At 45.6% G+C, this 19,546-nt stretch carries 18 protein-coding genes; 10 read left to right on the top strand and 8 right to left on the bottom strand.

Features of this window, described 5'->3' with window-relative positions:
• Positions 1-3 precede the first annotated feature (3 nt).
• Positions 4-1,407, top strand: a complete 1,404-nt coding sequence (locus KFF44_RS03215) for a hypothetical protein (RefSeq protein ID WP_255937170.1) — start codon at positions 4-6, stop codon at positions 1,405-1,407.
• On the top strand, positions 1,400-2,131 hold the full coding sequence (locus tag KFF44_RS03210; RefSeq protein WP_255937168.1) for a glycosyltransferase family 2 protein: 732 nt from the start codon (positions 1,400-1,402) through the stop codon (positions 2,129-2,131). Before KFF44_RS03215 ends, KFF44_RS03210 begins: the two co-directional genes overlap by 8 nt.
• A 48-nt stretch (positions 2,132-2,179) precedes the next feature.
• On the opposite strand, the gene KFF44_RS03205 is transcribed toward KFF44_RS03210, so the two are convergent.
• From KFF44_RS03205 to KFF44_RS03190, 4 genes are all read right to left on the bottom strand, one after another.
• Entirely contained in the window at positions 2,180-3,109 is a 930-nt protein-coding gene (locus tag KFF44_RS03205) for a radical SAM protein (protein WP_255937166.1), read from the bottom strand.
• Positions 3,110-3,161: 52 nt separating this feature from the next.
• On the bottom strand, positions 3,162-4,211 hold the full coding sequence (locus KFF44_RS03200) for a methyltransferase domain-containing protein (protein WP_255937164.1): 1,050 nt from the start codon (positions 4,209-4,211) through the stop codon (positions 3,162-3,164).
• Between the two features lie 72 nt (positions 4,212-4,283).
• The gene (locus KFF44_RS03195) at positions 4,284-5,012 is read right to left on the bottom strand and encodes a TIGR04283 family arsenosugar biosynthesis glycosyltransferase (RefSeq protein ID WP_255937162.1); all 729 of its coding nucleotides are present in this window, start codon (positions 5,010-5,012) and stop codon (positions 4,284-4,286) included.
• Complete coding sequence (locus tag KFF44_RS03190; RefSeq protein ID WP_255937160.1) at positions 5,013-5,705, bottom strand: DUF2064 domain-containing protein; 693 nt, start codon at positions 5,703-5,705, stop codon at positions 5,013-5,015. It lies immediately after the preceding gene.
• A gap of 285 nt (positions 5,706-5,990) precedes the next feature.
• Here KFF44_RS03190 and KFF44_RS03185 point away from each other — a divergent pair, with 285 nt between their 5' ends.
• The 3 genes from KFF44_RS03185 to KFF44_RS03175 are packed head-to-tail and all read left to right on the top strand — an operon-like array spanning position 5,991 to position 9,054.
• The gene (locus tag KFF44_RS03185) at positions 5,991-6,812 is read left to right on the top strand and encodes a DUF547 domain-containing protein (RefSeq protein WP_255937158.1); all 822 of its coding nucleotides are present in this window, start codon (positions 5,991-5,993) and stop codon (positions 6,810-6,812) included.
• A 52-nt stretch (positions 6,813-6,864) separates the two neighbouring features.
• A complete protein-coding gene (locus KFF44_RS03180) occupies positions 6,865-7,623 on the top strand; it encodes a TVP38/TMEM64 family protein (protein WP_255937155.1) in 759 nt (252 codons plus the stop codon).
• A 15-nt stretch (positions 7,624-7,638) separates the two neighbouring features.
• Positions 7,639-9,054 carry an NAD(P)/FAD-dependent oxidoreductase gene (locus tag KFF44_RS03175; protein WP_255937153.1) on the top strand — a complete coding sequence of 472 codons (1,416 nt, stop codon included), beginning with the start codon at positions 7,639-7,641 and terminating at the stop codon, positions 9,052-9,054.
• A 71-nt stretch (positions 9,055-9,125) separates the two neighbouring features.
• Here the strand turns inward: KFF44_RS03175 and KFF44_RS03170 are convergent, their stop codons facing one another.
• Positions 9,126-9,584, bottom strand: coding sequence for a tetratricopeptide repeat protein (locus tag KFF44_RS03170; RefSeq protein WP_255937150.1), 459 nt, complete (start codon positions 9,582-9,584; stop codon positions 9,126-9,128).
• Between the two features lie 240 nt (positions 9,585-9,824).
• Between KFF44_RS03170 and KFF44_RS03165 the strand changes: the two genes are divergently transcribed.
• The gene (locus tag KFF44_RS03165; protein WP_370691138.1) at positions 9,825-11,672 is read left to right on the top strand and encodes a PAS domain-containing protein; all 1,848 of its coding nucleotides are present in this window, start codon (positions 9,825-9,827) and stop codon (positions 11,670-11,672) included.
• Positions 11,673-11,803: 131 nt separating this feature from the next.
• Positions 11,804-13,078, top strand: a complete 1,275-nt coding sequence (locus KFF44_RS03160; protein WP_255937144.1) for a cysteine desulfurase-like protein — start codon at positions 11,804-11,806, stop codon at positions 13,076-13,078.
• A 13-nt stretch (positions 13,079-13,091) separates the two neighbouring features.
• Here KFF44_RS03160 and KFF44_RS03155 read toward each other — a convergent pair whose 3' ends face one another.
• Positions 13,092-13,679 carry a uracil-DNA glycosylase family protein gene (locus tag KFF44_RS03155; protein WP_370691122.1) on the bottom strand — a complete coding sequence of 196 codons (588 nt, stop codon included), beginning with the start codon at positions 13,677-13,679 and terminating at the stop codon, positions 13,092-13,094.
• Between the two features lie 389 nt (positions 13,680-14,068).
• Here KFF44_RS03155 and KFF44_RS03150 point away from each other — a divergent pair, with 389 nt between their 5' ends.
• Positions 14,069-15,016: an AraC family transcriptional regulator gene (locus KFF44_RS03150; protein ID WP_255937138.1), complete on the top strand. Its 948-nt coding sequence runs from the start codon at positions 14,069-14,071 to the stop codon at positions 15,014-15,016.
• Positions 15,017-15,148: 132 nt separating this feature from the next.
• Here the strand turns inward: KFF44_RS03150 and KFF44_RS03145 are convergent, their stop codons facing one another.
• Both KFF44_RS03145 and KFF44_RS03140 read right to left on the bottom strand, forming a co-directional pair.
• A complete protein-coding gene (locus KFF44_RS03145; protein ID WP_255937136.1) occupies positions 15,149-16,183 on the bottom strand; it encodes a haloalkane dehalogenase in 1,035 nt (344 codons plus the stop codon).
• Between the two features lie 183 nt (positions 16,184-16,366).
• The gene (locus KFF44_RS03140) at positions 16,367-16,810 is read right to left on the bottom strand and encodes a YHS domain-containing (seleno)protein (RefSeq protein WP_255937133.1); all 444 of its coding nucleotides are present in this window, start codon (positions 16,808-16,810) and stop codon (positions 16,367-16,369) included.
• Between the two features lie 218 nt (positions 16,811-17,028).
• Between KFF44_RS03140 and KFF44_RS03135 the strand changes: the two genes are divergently transcribed.
• Both KFF44_RS03135 and KFF44_RS03130 read left to right on the top strand, forming a co-directional pair.
• Positions 17,029-19,062 carry a M28 family peptidase gene (locus KFF44_RS03135; protein WP_255937131.1) on the top strand — a complete coding sequence of 678 codons (2,034 nt, stop codon included), beginning with the start codon at positions 17,029-17,031 and terminating at the stop codon, positions 19,060-19,062.
• 19 nt (positions 19,063-19,081) lie between these two features.
• Positions 19,082-19,504: a hypothetical protein gene (locus KFF44_RS03130; RefSeq protein ID WP_255937129.1), complete on the top strand. Its 423-nt coding sequence runs from the start codon at positions 19,082-19,084 to the stop codon at positions 19,502-19,504.
• The last annotated feature ends 42 nt before the right edge of the window (positions 19,505-19,546 follow it).

The raw sequence follows: 19,546 nt of genomic DNA, 5'->3' as shown, positions 1-19,546 counted from the left end.
TTCATGGCAGCGGGGCTATTATCGCTGCGATTTATATCTTCCGCATTCGATTATTCAATTCACTGGCTCGATCGACCAACTGTTTTTGGCATTAGCTTAATGATGATGGCTGCAATCGGCTATTTCATTACTTTGCTTTTCTTGTCAAAAACCCAAACAACATCACGTATCTTCAAAGCAATTCTTTTATTCGGAATTTTCCTTAGAATTATTTGGTTCGGTTCCACCCCCATATATGAGGACGATTTTTATCGCTATTTTTTTGACGGCCAAATGTCCATAAATGGCCTGAACCCCTACGAGCATTCGCCTTCAGATGCGCTCCCTCCCATCCTGCCAGCCACAATCGAGGCGGACTTGAACAGCGCAAGTGAAGCGGAACCGAAAAACCCCACACTAATACAAATTGCCGAAACAGGGCCTGTCGGCAGAGTTGCTTATCCTTATGTTAGAACCATATACCCACCAGTGACTCAGGTTTTTTTCGCGCTTAGTCAATATATTCAATCATGGCACCTGGATACATGGCGCGGCCTATTATTCATGTTTGAAATTGCTACTTTATGGCTTTCAATAACGCTCTTGAAACTCCTCAGGAAACCAAGTTGGCAAATCGCAATTTACTGGCTAAATCCGTTGGTGATTACAGAAACAATGAATGCAGGGCACATGGATATTATCCTGCTGCCGTTTCTACTAAGCGCGGTGATTCTGTTTGTGAAAATGCGTGTCTCAATGGCAGGTAGTATGCTTGCAGGTGCTGTCGGCGTAAAAATATGGCCACTTATGCTGGCGCCGGTATTTTTTGCAAACTATATTAAAACGCCTAAAAAACTGATACTCGCCAGTATACCCTTCGCATTGATAACCCTGTTTCTATTATTGCCACAGGCTATTACCAAATTTGATAGTGACGCTGGATTAGTGACATACTCACAAAACTGGCACGTCAATGCGTTTCTATTTAGTTGGCTAGAAACAGTCTTCGTGGCAATAACGGATGACGCGGCTTTTATATCGCGGCTGGTGATAGGCGCTATTATAATAAGCGTTATCGTACTTCGCACCTTCAAACATGCTAAAACGGTTGATCAAACGCATGATACGAACATGCTTACGCAGACGATCCTTATACTAACCGCAAGCCTGTTTTTATTGTCACCGACAGGATATCCCTGGTATTATATTTGGCTAATTCCTTGGCTTACTCTTCACCCATCGCGCCCGTTATTGTTACTGACCGTTACTTTGCCTCTCTATGATTTGCGCTATCCTTTGTCCCTAAATGAAGATGACCCGGATGTATTCAACCGCCTGATTGTGCCGCTTGAATTCCTTCCAACGCTTCTATGGTTACTGATCGATTATATACGTAACCAAATTGGTAAAAGGCATATGTATGATTGAAGACAAGCATATTTCGGTTTTGATCCCTGCACTCAATGAAGCTGAGACAATTCCTCTGCTGCTTGAAGCGATACCCGAGTATGTTGACCATATCTTAGTCGTTGATAACGGCTCTAGCGACGATACAGCAATACTCGCGGAGGCTGGCGGCGCGGCAGTAGTATCAGAGTCGACTATGGGATATGGCCAAGCTTGCCTTACAGGAATAAAAGCGCTGCCGAGAACAGATATCATTGTTTTTCTTGACGCTGATTTCTGTGAAGACCCAAGCATGATCAAAACCTTGTGTGAGCCCATCATTCATTCAAAAGCAGACATGGCCCTTGGAAGCCGTATGCATAAGGCTGCGCGCCATGCCCTTACCTTCCCGCAGCGGTTTGGAAATGCCTTTGCCTGCATGCTGATGAATTTATTTTGGGGTAGCAATTATACGGATTTAGGCCCGTTCCGCGCGATAACACCAAAGGCACTCAATTCGCTTAACATGCAAGATCCAGACTTTGGTTGGACGGTTGAAATGCAAATTAGTGCGGCCAAACTCGGGCTTGATATCCTGGAAATCAACGTACCCTACCGTGACAGACTTTTTGGTAAATCAAAAATTTCCGGCACGATTAGCGGTGTTTTCAATGCCGGTAGCAAAATACTCTATGTCATAGCCCGCGAGTTATTGCGCGGCGAACCCAAAGCCATACCAAACGCTAAAAAAGCAAATCCGTACTAACTTACTTTATTGGTTCTAAAACGGGAACTAGTCCAAACAGGCGGTTTTTCAGGCTTCACTACAGGATGCGCCATAGGCAAAACAGCTATAACAACGATGGTGCCCAAGCATAACCCGTGCCTTCATTGCTTCATCCAATGACCCACCAAGGTCATAATCCTTATTGTCATCAACCAGAGTACAGGCATAAACCCGCATTTTACCGTCTTCTTTGACAACCATTTTAGAGAAGGCACACATAAAATCACGCCGACCCGCTTCGGTATGAAATTCGGTCATGCAATTTTCGGTTATTTGCGGGACATCTGCTTCGCTGAACGGCGTATTAAACTCGGGAAAAGCAACGATACGGGGCGGTTGATCAAACCCCATATCACCTACAAGGTCATGATAAATCGCATCAACAGCAGCACTGTCTTCACCCTCTGTCATATGGCGCGCGATCGATACATTAAACCCGCGTTCCAGAAGGGCCCGAATACCGATAACTGCGGAATCAAAACTGCCTTTGCCGCGGCCTTCATCATGTTTTTCGGCTTCATAATGATCCAGACTTACCCTGAAGGACACAGGGAATTTGGTTTCCTGAAGCATTTCCACCTGAGCAAGCCTTGATAACAGAGGCGCCGTCGCGTTTGTCAGCACCATACAAGGTTTAAACTGCGCAGCATAAAGAAGAATTTTTACAATATCTTTGGCGATAAAGGGTTCGCCGCCGGTAAAGGAAAATTGCTCGACCCCCATCGCGAGGGCTTCATCGATAAATGGTTTTGCATCCTCAAATTTCACAAGCCCCAAACGGGTATCACCAGGTTTTGATCCTTCAAGGCAAAACGGGCATGCCAGATTACACGCTGTACCCGTATGAAACCAAAGTTCCTTCAGCGCATGCGGTTGAATATAACCGCGTTTTTCACCCTTTGGGGTGTATAACCAGTTGTCCAAATCAGACCCACCAGTTTTGATCGACCCATCCATCCTGAAAACCCTTCAATTTAGCGGCGTGCCTTCATCTGTATCTTATTCGACCTTAGCAACATCCACCAGAAACCGACGCGGAAGGATCACTTTCGCCGAACGGGATATTGGTACCACACCCGGGGAAAATCCCATAATGCGTAGACCAATCGCCGATAAAGTCGAAATGTTCCTTAAAGCGCGTTTCAGAAAGCATACGGTATGTGTTTCCGCAAACTGGGAAAACCCGGCCTTTTTCCATGTAATGATGGCCATCGAGCGCGAATGCATCGCTTTGGTGCTCGACCGTGCCTTTATAAATTACCGCTTGCCCGTAGTCTTCGCACATTGGTTCAAGGTCGGGCAATTTAAACAATCTGTATGTAGCGGAATAGAAATTAATATTTCCAAGTTTGGCTGCGATCGCTGGATTACTGATACCAAGCGGGCGATCTGTCACTAACCGTGGATCGGCAAATCCGCTTGCCTTTGCAATATGCAGAAAATCATTCCAGTATAATGCGCCGCTCAGGCATTCACCGTGAAGGATGGGGTCTTTTGTCAGTTCAATTGGCACGCGGCGATCAGAATATACATCAGAGAAATACATTTCCCCGCCCGGCTTCAACAAACGGAATGCTTCCTTAAGCACCGCTTCTTTATCGTCGCACAAATTGATCACGCAATTGGAAACGATCACGTCAAAACTGCCTTCTTCCAAACCCAAATCACCAAGGTTTTCGAGATACCCCTTCAGAAACGTTACGTTTGACTTGGCATACCCAAATTTCTCACGGTGATACTCAAGATGACGGTTCGCAACTTCCAACTGTTCGTCTGTCATATCAACGCCGACAACACGGCCATTTTCACCAACCAGCTTTGCAAGAGCATAAGCATCCCGCCCTGACCCTGACCCAAGATCAAGGATCGAAAGCCCCTCCAGTGCCTCAGGTGCAATCAATCCGCAGCCATAATAGCGCATCATCACTTCATCATGAATTTCAGAGAGAACAGGTTTTAGAAAATCAGGCATGCTGGCTTCAGTACAACATGCGTCTGTTTGCAAATCGTCCGAGTTTTGCAGCACCTTTCCGTAGTATTCTTGAACCTTATCATGCATGTGAATAGTAACCTTTTCTCTATAAGTGGCTTTATGAACCTTATGTGCGAACCTTAATAGTATTTATAACCCTCAATGCAAATCACTGTTCTGCGATGTTGAGGATGTTCGATACCATCCTGAAATACGTTCAGCGGAAAAACCAAGCGCATATAGAAGCGCAAATATGCGATTGGACAGCGTTCTTTTAATAAATCCGTCCCGTTCCCAGCGCCGCGAATTCACGTATATTTCCAATGCCAAGGGAACAAGCAATCCACCGCGTTTCAGCCTTCGCATCAACCGGGCTTCTTCAAACAGAGGCAATGGGGCATGACCACCTGCCTTAAAGTATGTTTCAGCGTCAATGAAAAGGCCCTGATCACCGTAGGCAATCCCACCTATTCTTGACCTCAGGTTTACCCAATAGGCTAAAAACCGCTTGATGCTCGTCTTTGGCCCCGAAAATGCAAATTTGAAATACCCCGCGCGAACGCCGTCTGCATATTTTTTTGATATTTCATCAACACTCGAAGTATCCAAGGTAACATCAGCATGAAGGAACCAGAATATATTGCCGGATGCTACCTTCACGCCGCTAAGGATTTGTTTTCCCCTGTTTGCGTCCTCCGAAAGGTAAATTCCGCCTGCGGCCTCAACAATCGATTTACAATCACGAGAAGACGCACCATCAACAACAATGATCTCAGTACCATCCAACAATTCACAGCTAGCACTTAATTGCTTTAATGTTGGCAGCAATTCTGTCAGCGCCTCTTCATCGCGGTAGCAGGGAATTATGATACTTAATTTCGCTGTCACTTAGCCATGCCCCACGAGATTAAGTTCATCAAACACTTTGCATAATCGCTTCCGCTGAGGGCGATTGTCCCCTCTTAAATCATCAATACAGCGCTTCAGGTCAGTCAGAGTATCGATGTCATAGTGTCCGTCAAGAACCTTAACAGAAAGGTGCTTTTCTTCACACAGGCTGCGCAATTCATCACCTAAACTATCCGTGCTCCAGGGTAATCCGATCATATCCGGCCATGGCTTCCTGCCCCCCATCAGCGTAACACCACCATCATCCGAAGACGCAAGCGTTATATCGTAATCAGAAACTTGACTGAATATAAACTGATAGAATTTTGGGGATAAAATCGGTGCGTCCGAACCTATAAAATAGACATGCTTCGCCCCCTTATCCCGCACATAGTGGTCCACATGGTTCAACCGTTCGCCGAGGTTGCCTTCACTTTGTGCTATCAGGTCAAATTGGCTGCCAGCCATTTCGCGCCTCAAAAGCGCGCTTGCCCAATCCAGATCATCGCGTGCTTCAACCGCAAAAACACATCGCCCTTCCCATGTTTTCATATCTTCGGTTGCGCATAAAAGAAGGCATTCAGCAATTTGGTATGCTTTTTCAGGCCCGATTGAGGCAGCTAGCCGTTGCTTCCCAAATCCGAGTTTCGGACGCTTGAAAAACAATACCAATGTTGGTTCGTGATGACTCATATTTATACTTTTATGTCGGCAGTAAACTGGTATTAAAAGAAGCGATATTTTATTAGTTTCTAGGTCAACTTCAGCCTTGGTCGGTAAAGCATTCCAGACTTTAACTCAAGCGATAAACATTTCAATGCTATCGGTAACAGTTTAACTTCAACAAAATCTAACGCTTTTTGGCCAATTAATAACCAAATGGTCACTCGAATGTTAGAAATGTGTGTCTGGATATATGAGATGCAGTAACCTACTTAGTAAGCAGTAAACTATAGTGATGACAAGACGGGAAATGTTATGAAACTGACACACTTTGCCTATGCAGCCTGCATGATCCTCCTGACCTGGGATGTTGCATCAGCACAGTCTGGCCCTAAAGCTATTGAATATTGGACAGCACACAATCCAAATTCCACACAAATTGTGGACCATAGTGTTTGGGACCGCATTCTTCAGAAATATATCCAAACAACCGACGCTGGTTTGAACCTGTTTGATTATGGAGGTGTCAGTGCTGAAGACAAAGAAGCACTAGAAAATTATCTGGATGCCTTGTCTGACATTAAAGTAACGGATCTGAACCGCGAAGAACAGCGCGCATACTGGATCAATGCGTACAATGCTATCACTGTAAACCTGGTTATCGATGAATATCCTGTATCGTCTATCCGTAAAATTAACGGTGGCCTCTTTAACCTTGGACCGTGGAAAGATGATATTTTTGTTGTAGAAGACAAAGACATTACCCTTGATAACATCGAGCATGGCATTCTGCGCCCTATTTGGAATGATCCCCGTACACACTATAGTGTAAACTGTGCGTCTTATGGCTGCCCGAACCTTGTTAATCGTGCATGGACTGCGGAAAATATGGAACATTTGCTGGAAGAAAGCGCCCGTATCTTTATTAACAGCGACCGCGGTATTCAAAAGATTAGTGGTAATCGCATTGAAGTTTCGTCTATCTATAGCTGGTTCAAAGACGATTTTGGCGGCGACGACAAAAGTGTGATTGAACACCTTAAAAAGTATGCTGAAGGCGATAAAAAAGCCAAATTAGAAAAAGTGAACCGTATCAGCGACCATGATTACGACTGGAACCTGAACACTGTAAAATAATAATCACTAAGGGTGGTTCGAGGATACTTTCGCGATAAAACAGGAAAAACATATGACAACGCCAACAGAACACGAAAGCACGGCAGCCGCTAAGCCTGCTTGGAAACGCTTCCTTCCAATTGGGATCATTGTGATTGCCCTTATCGCTTTCTTTGCGACCGGCTTGAACGAATACTTTACGGTCGATGCAATTGCAGAGAACCAAAGCACATTGAAAGAATTTGCGCGGGATAACCTTGTTCTTGCGATGTTGGCGGTTGTTGTAATTTATGCAATTGCAACGGCGATATCTGCGCCCGTCGGCTCTATATTCACCCTGCTATCTGGGTTTATCCTTGGTACATTATATGGTGGTATTGCTGTTGTTGTTGGTGCCACCATCGGTGCGACAATTATTTTCTATGCTGGCCGTGAAGCTGCTGGTGATACACTAGCGAAGCTTGGCGGTGAAAAAATGAAAAACCTTGAAGAGGGTTTCGCCAAAGACGCCATGAGCTATATGTTCATTCTTCGCCTTGTTCCCTTGTTCCCGTTCTTTGTGGTGAATCTGGCGGCGGCAGCGTTTAGGGTACCTGCCAAAAGTTACGTAATCGCGACATTCTTTGGTATCATGCCCGGTACATTTGTATTTGCAAGCGTAGGTGCTGGATTCTCATCGATTACAGAATCAGAAAATATTGGCGCTGGCATTTTGCTACAGCCAGAAATTATTGGCCCTATCATTGGTCTTGTGGTCTTATCGCTCGTGCCAATCATCTATAAAAAAATTAAAGGCGAAGACACCGCAGAACCATCTGAAAACGGTGCATAATCACGGGACATAATCATGACTGAAATCATTAAAACAGATATTTGTGTTATTGGTGCTGGCTCTGGCGGCCTCTCGGTTGCGGCTGGTGCTGTTCAAATGGGTGCGGAAGTTGTTTTGATTGAAAAGCACAAAATGGGCGGCGACTGTTTGAACACTGGCTGTGTTCCATCAAAAGCGCTGTTGGCTGCCGGCAAGCGCGCCGAAGCGATGCGAAGCGGCGCACCATACGGTATCAAACCTGTTGAACCCGAAATTGATTTCGCCGCCGCCAACGCACACGTCAAAAACGTAATTAAAGGCATCGAACCCCACGACAGCGTTGAACGCTTTGAAAGTTTGGGTGTGAATGTTATCGAAGCTGCCGCAAAATTCACAGGACCAAACGAGGTTGAGGCTGGCGGTAAGCGTATACAGGCAAAAAAGTTTGTGATTGCGACCGGATCGCGGGCGGCCGTTCCCCCTATTCCCGGTATTGAGGATACTGATTATCTCACGAACGAAGAAATTTTCGATAATACGGTGTGTCCAGATCATTTGATTGTTGTTGGTGCAGGCCCAATTGGCCTCGAGATGGCAGAAGCGCACAAACGCTTAGGTGCTAAGGTAACCGTGCTTGAGAAATTTCAAGCCATGCCAAAGGATGACCCGGAGCTAACAAAAATCGTACTCGATAGTCTGCGCGATGAAGGCATTGATATCCGTGAAGGTGTTGATATCGAAAGTGTTTCAGGCAAAACTGGTGGCATTACCATTAAGCTATCTGGCGGTGAGGAAATAAAGGGATCACACCTTCTGATCGCTGCTGGACGCGCGCCAAATGTGGATAATATTGGCCTAGAGGCTGCTGGTGTGAAATACAGTAACCGGGGTATTGAGGTGGATGCGCGCCTGCGCACATCAAACAAACGTATTTTTGCCATTGGCGACGTTAAAGGTGGTTTGATGTTCACCCATGTTGCCGGATATGATGCAGGCATTATTATCCAGAATATTCTGTTCAAACTGCCTGCGAAAGCAAACTATGCTGCAGTACCTTGGGTAACCTATACCGACCCGGAACTATCGCAGGTTGGCCTGACGGAAGCACAAGCACGGGAAAAATTTGGTGAAAGTATCAAAGCGATCACATGGGAATACGCCGAAAATGATCGTGCCCGCGCTGAGCTGTTAACCAAAGGTTTGATCAAGGTTGTTGTCGACAAAAAAGGTAAGATCCTCGGCGCTGGTATTGTCGGCGCAAGCGCAGGTGAACTTATTCAAACATGGCAGCTTGCGCTCTCAAAAGGCTTTAAAATGCGGGATATGGCGGGCATGATATCAGCCTATCCAACCCTTGCAGAGGTTGGTAAGCGCGCAGCAGGCTCATTCTTTACACCTGCGCTTTATAGCGAACGGACCCGAAAAATCGTTAAGTTTCTATTGAAGATATAACCAACGGGTTTCAGTATTCAAATCAACGAAAAGGGCCAGAAACTGACCCTTTTACACGATCAGGTCTGAGTTTATTCAGTAACTCCTTGCGCTCTAGCCTCAGAAAAATATTGTTCTGCCCTATCAGGGTCAGCATTCACGCCGCGCCCTTCCCGGTACATGATACCCAATCGGAATTTGGCCCTTGCGTCACCTGGGTGCGCAGCACCTGTTTGGACTGGCATAACATAACCCGCAACCTTGCCTGCACCCGGCACATAAATATGAGTTTGGCCAGTACTCGGCGTCGCCGCAAGTTTATAATAAGATAAGGCTAGCTGATAATTCTGCTGAACTTCGCTTCCTTCTTCAAACAAACGGCCCAATTCATATTGAGTATCACGGTCACCCGAACACGCCCTCATCATTAAAGAGGATATGTGCGGCACTTTGCTTTCAGCGCTGCAAATTTTTTTATTATGGAATACCTGGCTACAAGCAGAACAGGTGAGGACGAGCAGTACCCCAATAATTGCCCGCATTAGCTGCATTTTTACCCCCTTAAAACATTGAACTAACAGTTAAAATCATAACATAATTTTAACTTCTTGGCGATAAATATGGCTTCGTTATGGGACTACGAATTACGATTTGGTTTGGATCACTATTTTTTCTAGGGGTTTAAATCATTAGGGGTCGTTAAGGGAAGATGCATGTTTGACGCAATATTTAATCGTCAGGAAACAAATAAATTTGATTCTGCTACAAAACCAGGAACCACAAAATCATCCATGAAAAAATCAGCTGCTGAAACCGATGCCATTCTGGCAGCACTTGATCGGTCGCAAGCTGTTATTCATTTCAAAACAGACGGCACGATTATAAGTGCTAACGATAATTTCCTGAACGCCATGGGATATTCACTGAATGAAATTCAGGGCAAGCACCATAAAATGTTTGTCACGCCTGAATATGCACAGTCACTCGAATATAAGGAATTTTGGAATCGCCTAGCGAAAGGCACCTTCCAATCTGCGGAATATAAGCGGATTGCAAAAGGCGGCCGTGAAATCTGGATCCAAGCGTCCTACAATCCGATTATGGATAAAAAAGGCAATGTTGTTAAAGTTGTTAAATATGCAACAGATATTACAGCACAAACCTTGCAAAACGCGAACTATCACGGTCAGATTGAAGCCATTAACCGCGTGCAGGCCGTTATCGAATTTGACCTTGAAGGGCACATTCTAGACGCCAACAATAATTTCCTGAATGCTATGGGCTATTCTATGGATGAAATACGCGGACATCATCATCAAATGTTCGTTGATCCCGATTATGCACTCAGTAGTGAATACGCTAATTTCTGGAAAAGCTTGGCTGCTGGTAATTTTCACTCTGCCCAGTACAAGCGATTTGCTAAAGGCGGCAAAGAAATTTGGATTCAAGCATCATATAATCCAATTTTTGATCCAAATGGAAAACCGTTTAAAGTTGTTAAATATGCGACGGATGTTACAGACCAGGTTCTAAAAGCGGCTGACTATAGCGGACAGTTGGATGCAATTCACAAAGCGCAGGCTGTTATTGAGTTTGACCTTGACGGAACAATTCGCATTGCCAACGATAACTTCCTGAACGCGATGGGCTATAGCTTGCCTGAGATACAAGGCAAACATCACAGAATGTTTGTTGAGGAAGGCTACGGCAATAGCACCGACTATCAAAGATTTTGGGAAACACTTGCGCGCGGCGAATATCAATCAGCAGAATTTAAGCGTGTCGCAAAAGGTGGAAAAGAAATCTGGATTCAAGCGTCATACAATCCGATTTTCGACCCCGATGGGAAGCCGTTTAAAGTTGTAAAATATGCCACAGATATTACTGATCAGGTGCATGCCCGCGAAGAAGCATCGCGTGTCGGTGAGGTTGTGGACAGTAACCTTGAAAAAATATTAGTCTCAGTCGGGGACGCCAACTCAAGAACGCTATCTGCTACTCATGCTTCCAGCAACACGCTGCAAACTGTGCAATCTGTTGCGTCTGCTTCCGAAGAGTTTCAGGCATCTGCGCAGGAAATTGCCCGCAGCATGGAACTGTCGCGAATGGAAGTTGAGAAAGCGATGGTTGAAGCAACCAATGCGGACGATTCTACGCAGAAGCTTTCTTCTGCGGCTGGCGCAATGAACAATATCGTTGAGGTTATTCAGGATATTGCTGGTCAGATTAACCTGCTTGCCCTCAATGCAACGATCGAATCCGCACGTGCCGGTGAAGCAGGCAAGGGATTTGCGGTTGTCGCGAGCGAGGTGAAGTCACTGGCCAATCAGGTTGCGAATGCAACTGCCCAGATTTCTGATGAAATTCAGGGTATGCAAAGTATCAGTGGTGATGTTGTCTCCCGCCTTGAAGGGATTAAAGGCGCGGTTGTTTCAGTGGAATCAAGCGTAACATCCGTTGCAAGCGCCGTTGAAGAACAAGTCGCAACATCAAGCGAGATCACTTCAAATATGCAAACTGCTGCAAGCGCCGTTGACGAAATTAATACTAATCTTGGATCAATATCCGACGCGATCAACAATGCAAATGCCTTTGCAGAAGAAGGCAGCCAACTCTATCGCTCAATCAAGGTCGCGTAACGCGCAAAAGATTGAATACGTAACCAAACAAAGCAAGCTCAGTGAAATGTTGCTTGCTTTGTATTTAGTGCCTAGTTGCTTCACCTTGTAGTATTAATAGATCGATCGACTCGACGAAGGGCTCAATATCAATGAAGTATGATATCAATAAAGTACGCGCTGAATTCCCTGCTCTTAAGCGTACATGGAATGATATACCAATTGCCTTTCTCGATAATCCAGCGGGCACACAGGTACCAAACCGTGTTCTCAAACTAATGAATGCAGCGCTGGTAGATTATAACGCCAACCTTGGTGGCTTTTTCAAAACGTCCCAGGACGCCGAAGCGCTTGTTATTGACGCACACAAAATCGCTGCGGAATTTGTAAACGCGTATGACTTCCGCGAAATCTTCTTCGGTCAAAACATGACCACGCTAACCTTTATGATGACACGCTCTTTGGCGCATACCCTCAAAGCTGGCGATGAGATTGTTTTGACCCGCATGGATCATGAAGGGAATGTTGCACCCTGGCTTCTTCTCGCGGAAGAGAAGAACCTGACCATCAAGTGGATTGATTTAAATCCGGATACATACGAACTGGACCTAAGCAATCTTGATACAGTCATCACAGAGAAAACCAAAATTGTTGCCGTAAATTATGCCAGCAACATCACCGGTTCAATTACAGATGTAAAGCAAGTTGTGACGGCGGCAAAAGCTGTCGGCGCAATCACGTATATTGACGCCGTACAATATGCCCCCCACGGTATTATCGATGTTCAGGATATCGGCTGTGATATGCTGGTATGCTCGTCTTATAAATTTTATGGTCCCCATCAAGGCATAATGTGGGCACGCAAATCCCTGCTCGAAAAACTAAAGGCCTACAAAGTTCGGGTATCATCTGATGAACTCCCTGAAAAATTTGTGACAGGCACTGAAAGCCGGGAAGCATTGGCAGGCATTATTGGTGCGCTTGAGCATTTTGAGTGGGTCGGTAGTGCGTTCGGCGGTGACTTACAAGCCGCCTTATCAGGGAGAAACGAACTCCAATCCGATATTCAGGCTGGCGTTCGGAAAATGACCCAACATGACATGACGTTAGCAGATCAACTCATCAGCGGAGTTAAATCGATTAAGGGAACCAAAATCATTGGCATTGATGATAAAAACTCGTTCTCGCGCAGGGTTTCAACTGTTTCATTCATACATGACAAACACCATCCGGATGATGTTGCAAAATATATGGCCAAGCGGGGAATCTCGATCTGGAGCGGTCATAATTACGCCCTAGAGCCTATCAAGCGTTTGGGGTTATTAGATAAAGGCGGCGTTATTCGTGTCGGGCCCACACACTATAATACAGCAGGCGAAATCGACCGCTTTTTAAATGCGTTCGAGGACTATGTGAAAAACGACTAAGCCGTTAGCATTGCTATCCAATAAGCTTTTGTATTTTTTCCTGCATCGCGGGTAAAACATCGCCCTCAAACCATTGATTTTTCTTAAGCCAGATATTGTTCCTCGGGCTTGGGTGGGGAAGCGGCATCAACCCATCATCAAAATAATCTGCCCAATTGCGAACGGTTTCGGTCAGGTTCTTTTGAGCACGCTCCTTGAGGTGCCATTTAATCGCATACTGACCTATAACCAGCGTCAGGTCGATATCAGGCATTAAATCCAACATAGCTTGTCGCCAGTTATCAGCGCATTCTGGCCTTGGCGGCAAATCACCGCTTTTGCCAGTACCGGGATAACAAAACCCCATTGGCAGGATAGCAACCTTTTCAGCATCGTAAAATGTCGTATCATCGATCCCCATCCATTCCCTTAATCGCTTACCGCTGGGGTCATTAAAGGGAATTCCTGTTTCATGCACCCTTATACCGGGCGCTTGGCCCGCGATGAGCACACGTGCATTTGGATGAATTTGGAAGACAGGACGCGGCCCCATAGGAAGGTGCGCGTTACATATTTCACACGCCTTCGCTTGTTCGCTAATGGTTTGAAACGACATATTCATAATCCCCTGTTAACATGCTTTGGCGAAGAAATCTTATCAGATATTCATGTATCATCAGTATAATTGGCCCCGCCCAAGGGTACGGGAAAAAGACGGGGCCAATGATCCAAACACAAGGGGCTTGATGATAACTAAATGTTTGAATCTAACTTGGTCATCACACACACGCCGTACAAAACAATAAACCGTTTCAAACATTATGTGCGTGCTTGACTTGAACCATATTATGGCAATTACCGATGTTATCAATGTCTGTTAGTTCGGCTTTTTTGCTCATTCGTCCAACACGCCTCTAGACAGAGGATACTTTCCCCTATAAAAAATCATCATCATATGGACGAATATTGTAACCAATCACAGTGATAAATAAGCGATAAAGGGGTGGAACAATGGACGTATTAAGTGACATTCTTGATGTTCTGAAATTCAAAGGTTGTCTGTATTTTACAACAAACTTTGGAAGTCCTTGGGGTGTAAAAGTTCCTCATTACCAAAATACCGCACGGTTTCACCTTGTTACGCAAGGATCGTTATGGATTACAGTGGCCGGCTGTCCTGACCCCATCAAAATAGAAGACGGGGATTTCATTATTATCCCGCATGGGGCTGCCCATGAAATGCGCGACAATATTGATAATAGCTCCACGATGCTCAACAGTCATGATGATGGTACTTTCGATGATGATGGAACCTTCCGGTTGGGTGACCGCGAATCCGAAGACATTACCCGTCTTGTCTGTGGCCATTTTGAGTTTGATAGCGGTTTCCAACACCCTCTCTTAGAACAATTGCCCTCATATATTCTGATCAAAAAAGAAGAAGCAGAAAGTGTTCCCTGGTTCAACCAGGCCCTTTTGGTAATGGCAAGCGAAGCAGGCGATAACAAACTCGGCTATAGTGAAATTCTGAAACGAATGTCTGAAATTCTGTTTATCCATACAGTACGCCTTTGGAGTGAACGGGAAACCGGCAAAGCGAACTTCATAGCCGCGGTCACGGACCCCAAAATTGGCCGGAGTTTGAACGCCCTGCACGCAGAGCCCAATTGCCGTTGGACCGTAGAAGATTTGGCAAAATCCGCTGGTATGTCACGCACGGCCTTTGCCGAACAGTTTTCGAAACTAACCGGCCTTACACCCATGCAATATGTTACCGTCTGGCGTATCCAAAAGGCCCAGCGTATGCTTATCGAAAATGATGTATCGGTTGAATGGGTTGCCTCACAAGTAGGGTACGAATCTGTTGCCGCGTTCAGCCGCGTATTTAAAAAAATTGCTGGTGAAGGCCCGGGTGCATACAGACGCAATAATCGAAACACGCCGGAAATGGTGCATTAATAGAGACCCAAAACAGGTCACTAACAAAACACCTAGCCGTTGATTTTCTATATCATTAACTGAAAACAAAGGCCGCATTACAGAAAATGCAGCCTTTTTATAATTAATTTCTAATCACTATATATGATCGGTTCATGCATCCGATTTGATAAATTTATCAAACACTTCCACCAATTCTTCTGGCTTATCTTCCTGAATGAAATGGGCACCATCTTTAATTGTGGTATGCGGTTGCCCTTCTGCACCTGGCACCACTTTATGCCAGATTTTATCACGCCCTTTCGTAACCGGGTCACTATCACCAAACGCTGTCAGAAACGGCTTGTTCCACTTGGCAAAGACCTCATCCATCACGCGTTGGTTTTGCAGTAACTGGGACGGAACCATTGTTGGAAATTTACGGATTGCCGCCATATATTTTTCGTCCGGGAACGGTGCAGCATAGCCCGCCAGTTCCACATCAGAAAGTTCACGACTCGTCGATTGCTGGAAAAGACCAGCAAGGTCAAACGTAGGTGTGTGTTTTGCCCACGCAACCCAACGGGTAAAACGAAACTCGCCTTTATCGGCAATCGTCTCAGGCTTGCCCTCTTTCATAACCATCAATTTAAAAAGCGGATAGGATAGCCAGCCCTTTATACCGCCCATTGCGGGCAATCCGGTGTTAGAAAGCATAATTCGGCCAAACCGCTGGGGCGCAGACGCAACCATACGAAGCCCAATCAAACCACCCCAATCCTGAGCAAACAAGGATACATCGCTGAGGTCAAGTTCTTTCATAAACGCATTCATAACATCGATATGCATCTGATAGTTATGATCATCACGGTTAAGCGGCTTGTCTGATTTCCCGAATCCCACCAGATCAGGTGCGATAACACGGTATCCAAGCTTGGCAAGCAAGGGAATCATATGACGATACAGGTAGCTCCAAGACGGTTGCCCATGCATCAAAAGAACAGTTTTCCCGTCTTTGGGACCTTCATCCACATAGTGGACACGGTAACCATGAAGTGTGACATAGTTTGCTTCAAACGGATAATCCGGAAGATCCTTAAAGCTTTCTTCCGGCGTCGTGATTACTTCACCCTTTGTCCAACTTGTAGGCGCCTGCATCATAAAAAGCGCAACAACGATCAGCGCAATCAAAATTCCAATACCGAGCATAATTTTTCCAACCATATAACTAACAATATTTTTGCTTCATTAATTTAGGTAATCATGTCATCGGTGCGCCTGCAACCGGAAAAGCATCAACTGTATGTGAAAAAATACCCGCATCGAATAAACGATACGGGTATAGGTACGCCAATAGGCTATAACTGAAAGGGGGTCAGTTTTATAGTTTCCTTAGAGGTCTTCAGCCGCTACTTCAGCGATTTTTTTCCACTGAGCGTCAGCTTTAGCAATGTTACCAGGAACGTCTTTGTTCCATACTTTTGCAACATCTTCGTTAAGGTTCAGGTAAAGAGTACCGTCAACGATTTTCCAAACAGTTGGGTCGCCTACGAATTTTTTACCAACAGCCGCACCGTATGCACAGTATCCACCATATGCTGGAACGTATTTAGCTGGAGCAGCTTTAAATTTGTTTAGGTTTGCTTCAGTAGCAAAAAGGTATGTTGAACCATTGTAGTTGAACGCGAAGTTACCAGAACCACGAACTGGTGTACCACCGTGGTAAGAAACGGCGTCATAACCGCCAACAGCAACAGTGTTTACGTCAGCAGATGCAGCTGAAACGAAACCGAATAACGCGGTAGCAAGTACCAAAAAGTTACGAATAATTTTCATGTCTAATCTCCAATTTTGGCCTAACGGGGAAGAAAGCCCGTTCGCTCGAGAGGTAAATGCCAATTAAACCGCATTCTTTCAATGCTTGTAACACCGAGAAAATTGCTCATTCGTTCGGAACAGACAAAAAACACGGAATATCTGCGCTTTTTCACGCCTTCTATTTCTTGATGATAATCTTATCGTCCTCTAGTCTGACCCAACCAAGGGAGGCGAGCATGCTATATCAAAGAATAATCGTTATTATACTAATCGTGGCTTTAATGACGGGCACAGCATACGGCAATGGTAACGAGATACCGTTCACCGACAAAGAAACCGCAGACTTTCTTCAGGCCACAGTCTCTGGAACGCGTGCGAAACACGATCTTACAGAATTAACCCGCCACCACCGCATGCGAGGTTCCGTTGGATATAAAAGGGCCGCTAACTATATTAAAGACCAGCTAAAGCAGGCAGGCCTGGATCAAGTCGAACTGCTATCGCTCCCCGCAGACGGCGAAACGTTTTATGGAACACAGCGAAGCCGCAAAGCCTGGAATGCCAAAAGTGCAGAGCTTTGGCAGTTGGAGGAAAATGGTCGCACCTTGATCGCACGTTATGCCGACAATCCCGTGATTTTAGCGCAGGACAGTGTTTCCGGTAATGTAACCGCTGAACTTGTTGATGTTGGTGCAGGCGTCCAAGACGACGATTTCAAAGGCAAAGACATAGAAGGCAAGCTTGTCCTTACATCATCACAACCCGGCGCCACCGCTCCCCTCGCCATCACAAAATACGGCGCTGCGGGCATTATAAGTTACGCGCAGAATCAGAAAAGCGCATGGTGGAAAGCAGACGATCGTCTGATCCGGTGGGGACACCTCGATAGTTTTGGAGCTAATAAAACCTTCGGCATTATGGTTTCGCTTAGACAGGCCAGAGCCTTTCAGAAGCAATTACGTGATGGTAAAACCGTGAAGCTTCAGGCACAAGTTGATGCAGAGCGATCAACAGGCAGTTATGATATTGTCTATGGCCGAATTGACGGCGCTAACCCCGCTTATGCTAATGAAGCCATCGCCTTTTCTTGCCACCTAGATCATCAACGCCCTGGCGCAAATGATAATGCTTCGGGCTGTGCCACAATTTTGGAAATTGCGCGCAGTCTTATGCTGGGTATTAAAAATGGTAGTTTAGAGAGACCTGCCCGCCCTATTCTGTTTTTCTGGCCGCCAGAAATTGAAGGAACCATTGCGCTTTTAAATGCACGGCCTGATTTTGCTGATTCTATCAAATCGGTCATTCATATGGACATGGTTGGTGGCGGCCGTGTAACCAAGGCAATCTTCCGAGTATCCAGAGGACCAGCCAGCAGACCCTCCTTTGTAAATGATGTTGCTGAGGGAATTGCACTTGCAGTCAATGACCAAACTGAACGCTTTGCCAGTGGTGAAGATGTTTCTTATCCACTTGTTGCACAAGATGGTGGCCGCGAAGCACAAGGCGCTATTACCGGCCGCTTCTCGCTTGGTTCAGATCATCAGGTTTATAGCGACAGCTCTTTTGCAATTCCTTCTATTTATCTCCATGACTGGCCAGACCGTTTCATTCATACAAACTTTGATACACCTGCCAATATCGACACAACGAAACTTAAACGCGCAGGATTTATTGGCGCGGCGAGCGCATTGACCTTATCGAATTGGGGGACCTTAACGGCAAAATCGAGCATTACACCAGATTATATCACTGTTAGCAGGAGCGCGATTTTAAAACGTGCCGCAATAACCGCTGAACGTGCCAGCAAGGTGGACGCGAATGAAGCCAGTAATTTATGGCACTATCACTGGCAATATGAGGAAGCCATTGCCCGGTCGAGCGGGCTGAAAGCCGATAATGCAATCTTTAGGCTGATCGATAAACTAAAAGGCCTAGCCACACATAAGCCAATTGCGCCGAGTTCGCAGGATGGCCATCATGTATTCAAACGCAACAAAGACCTGAAAGGGCCAATGTTTGCATTTGGCTATAATTACCTGACCGCAAATTTAGGCGCAGATGAAGCCGCCAAACTATCATTACCGAAAGAGAAAAACCTCTGGGGTGCCAGCGGTGCTTATGGGTACGAAGCTTTAAACCTGGTTGACGGTAAACGCAGCGTCCAGGAAATCAGAAATATCTTATCGGCCGAGTTTGGTCCCGTCAGCCTTGAGAGTGTTCTTGAGTATCTGAAGGCCCTCAAGTCAATTAATGTTATCGAAGGCCTATAGGTCACAAGAGTAAGCTGCCATGCCATCCATACCAAACACATCGCCAAAGGATCGCGGCGAAGAAATCTATGAGATCATTATTGATCAAGATAACATCTCTCGCTTTCAGAAGCGACAGTATGAGTTCACCCCCTACGGTGGGATGTTCATATCTGAACAAATCAATGCTGTAAATTTTCGCCTTCGTGAAAGCGACGCGGGTTATGAAAGCGATTGGCATGTGGCTGGCGATCCCACCATGATCATTATTCTGGCAGGGGCTTTAAAAATAATCCTTCAGGATGGTAATTCTCAAACCTTCGTCGCTGGGGATAAGTTTATCGCTGGCGATTACATAAAAGTTGGACAGGAGTTTTCTGCCGACATTCACGGACATAAAGCAAAGGTTATTGGCGATGTAAAGTTACGCGCCGTTCATATCAAACTCGCGAAACGACGCTAACAGACTAAGAAGTCGATTGACCTTCACAAGGTGATCTATACA

Source organism: Kordiimonas sp. SCSIO 12610, assembly GCF_024398015.1.
In the GTDB taxonomy this organism is placed as follows: domain Bacteria; phylum Pseudomonadota; class Alphaproteobacteria; order Sphingomonadales; family Kordiimonadaceae; genus CANLMI01.
The sequence above is the reverse complement of the archived record's forward strand: the minus strand, read 5'-3'. Positions and strand labels throughout refer to the sequence as shown.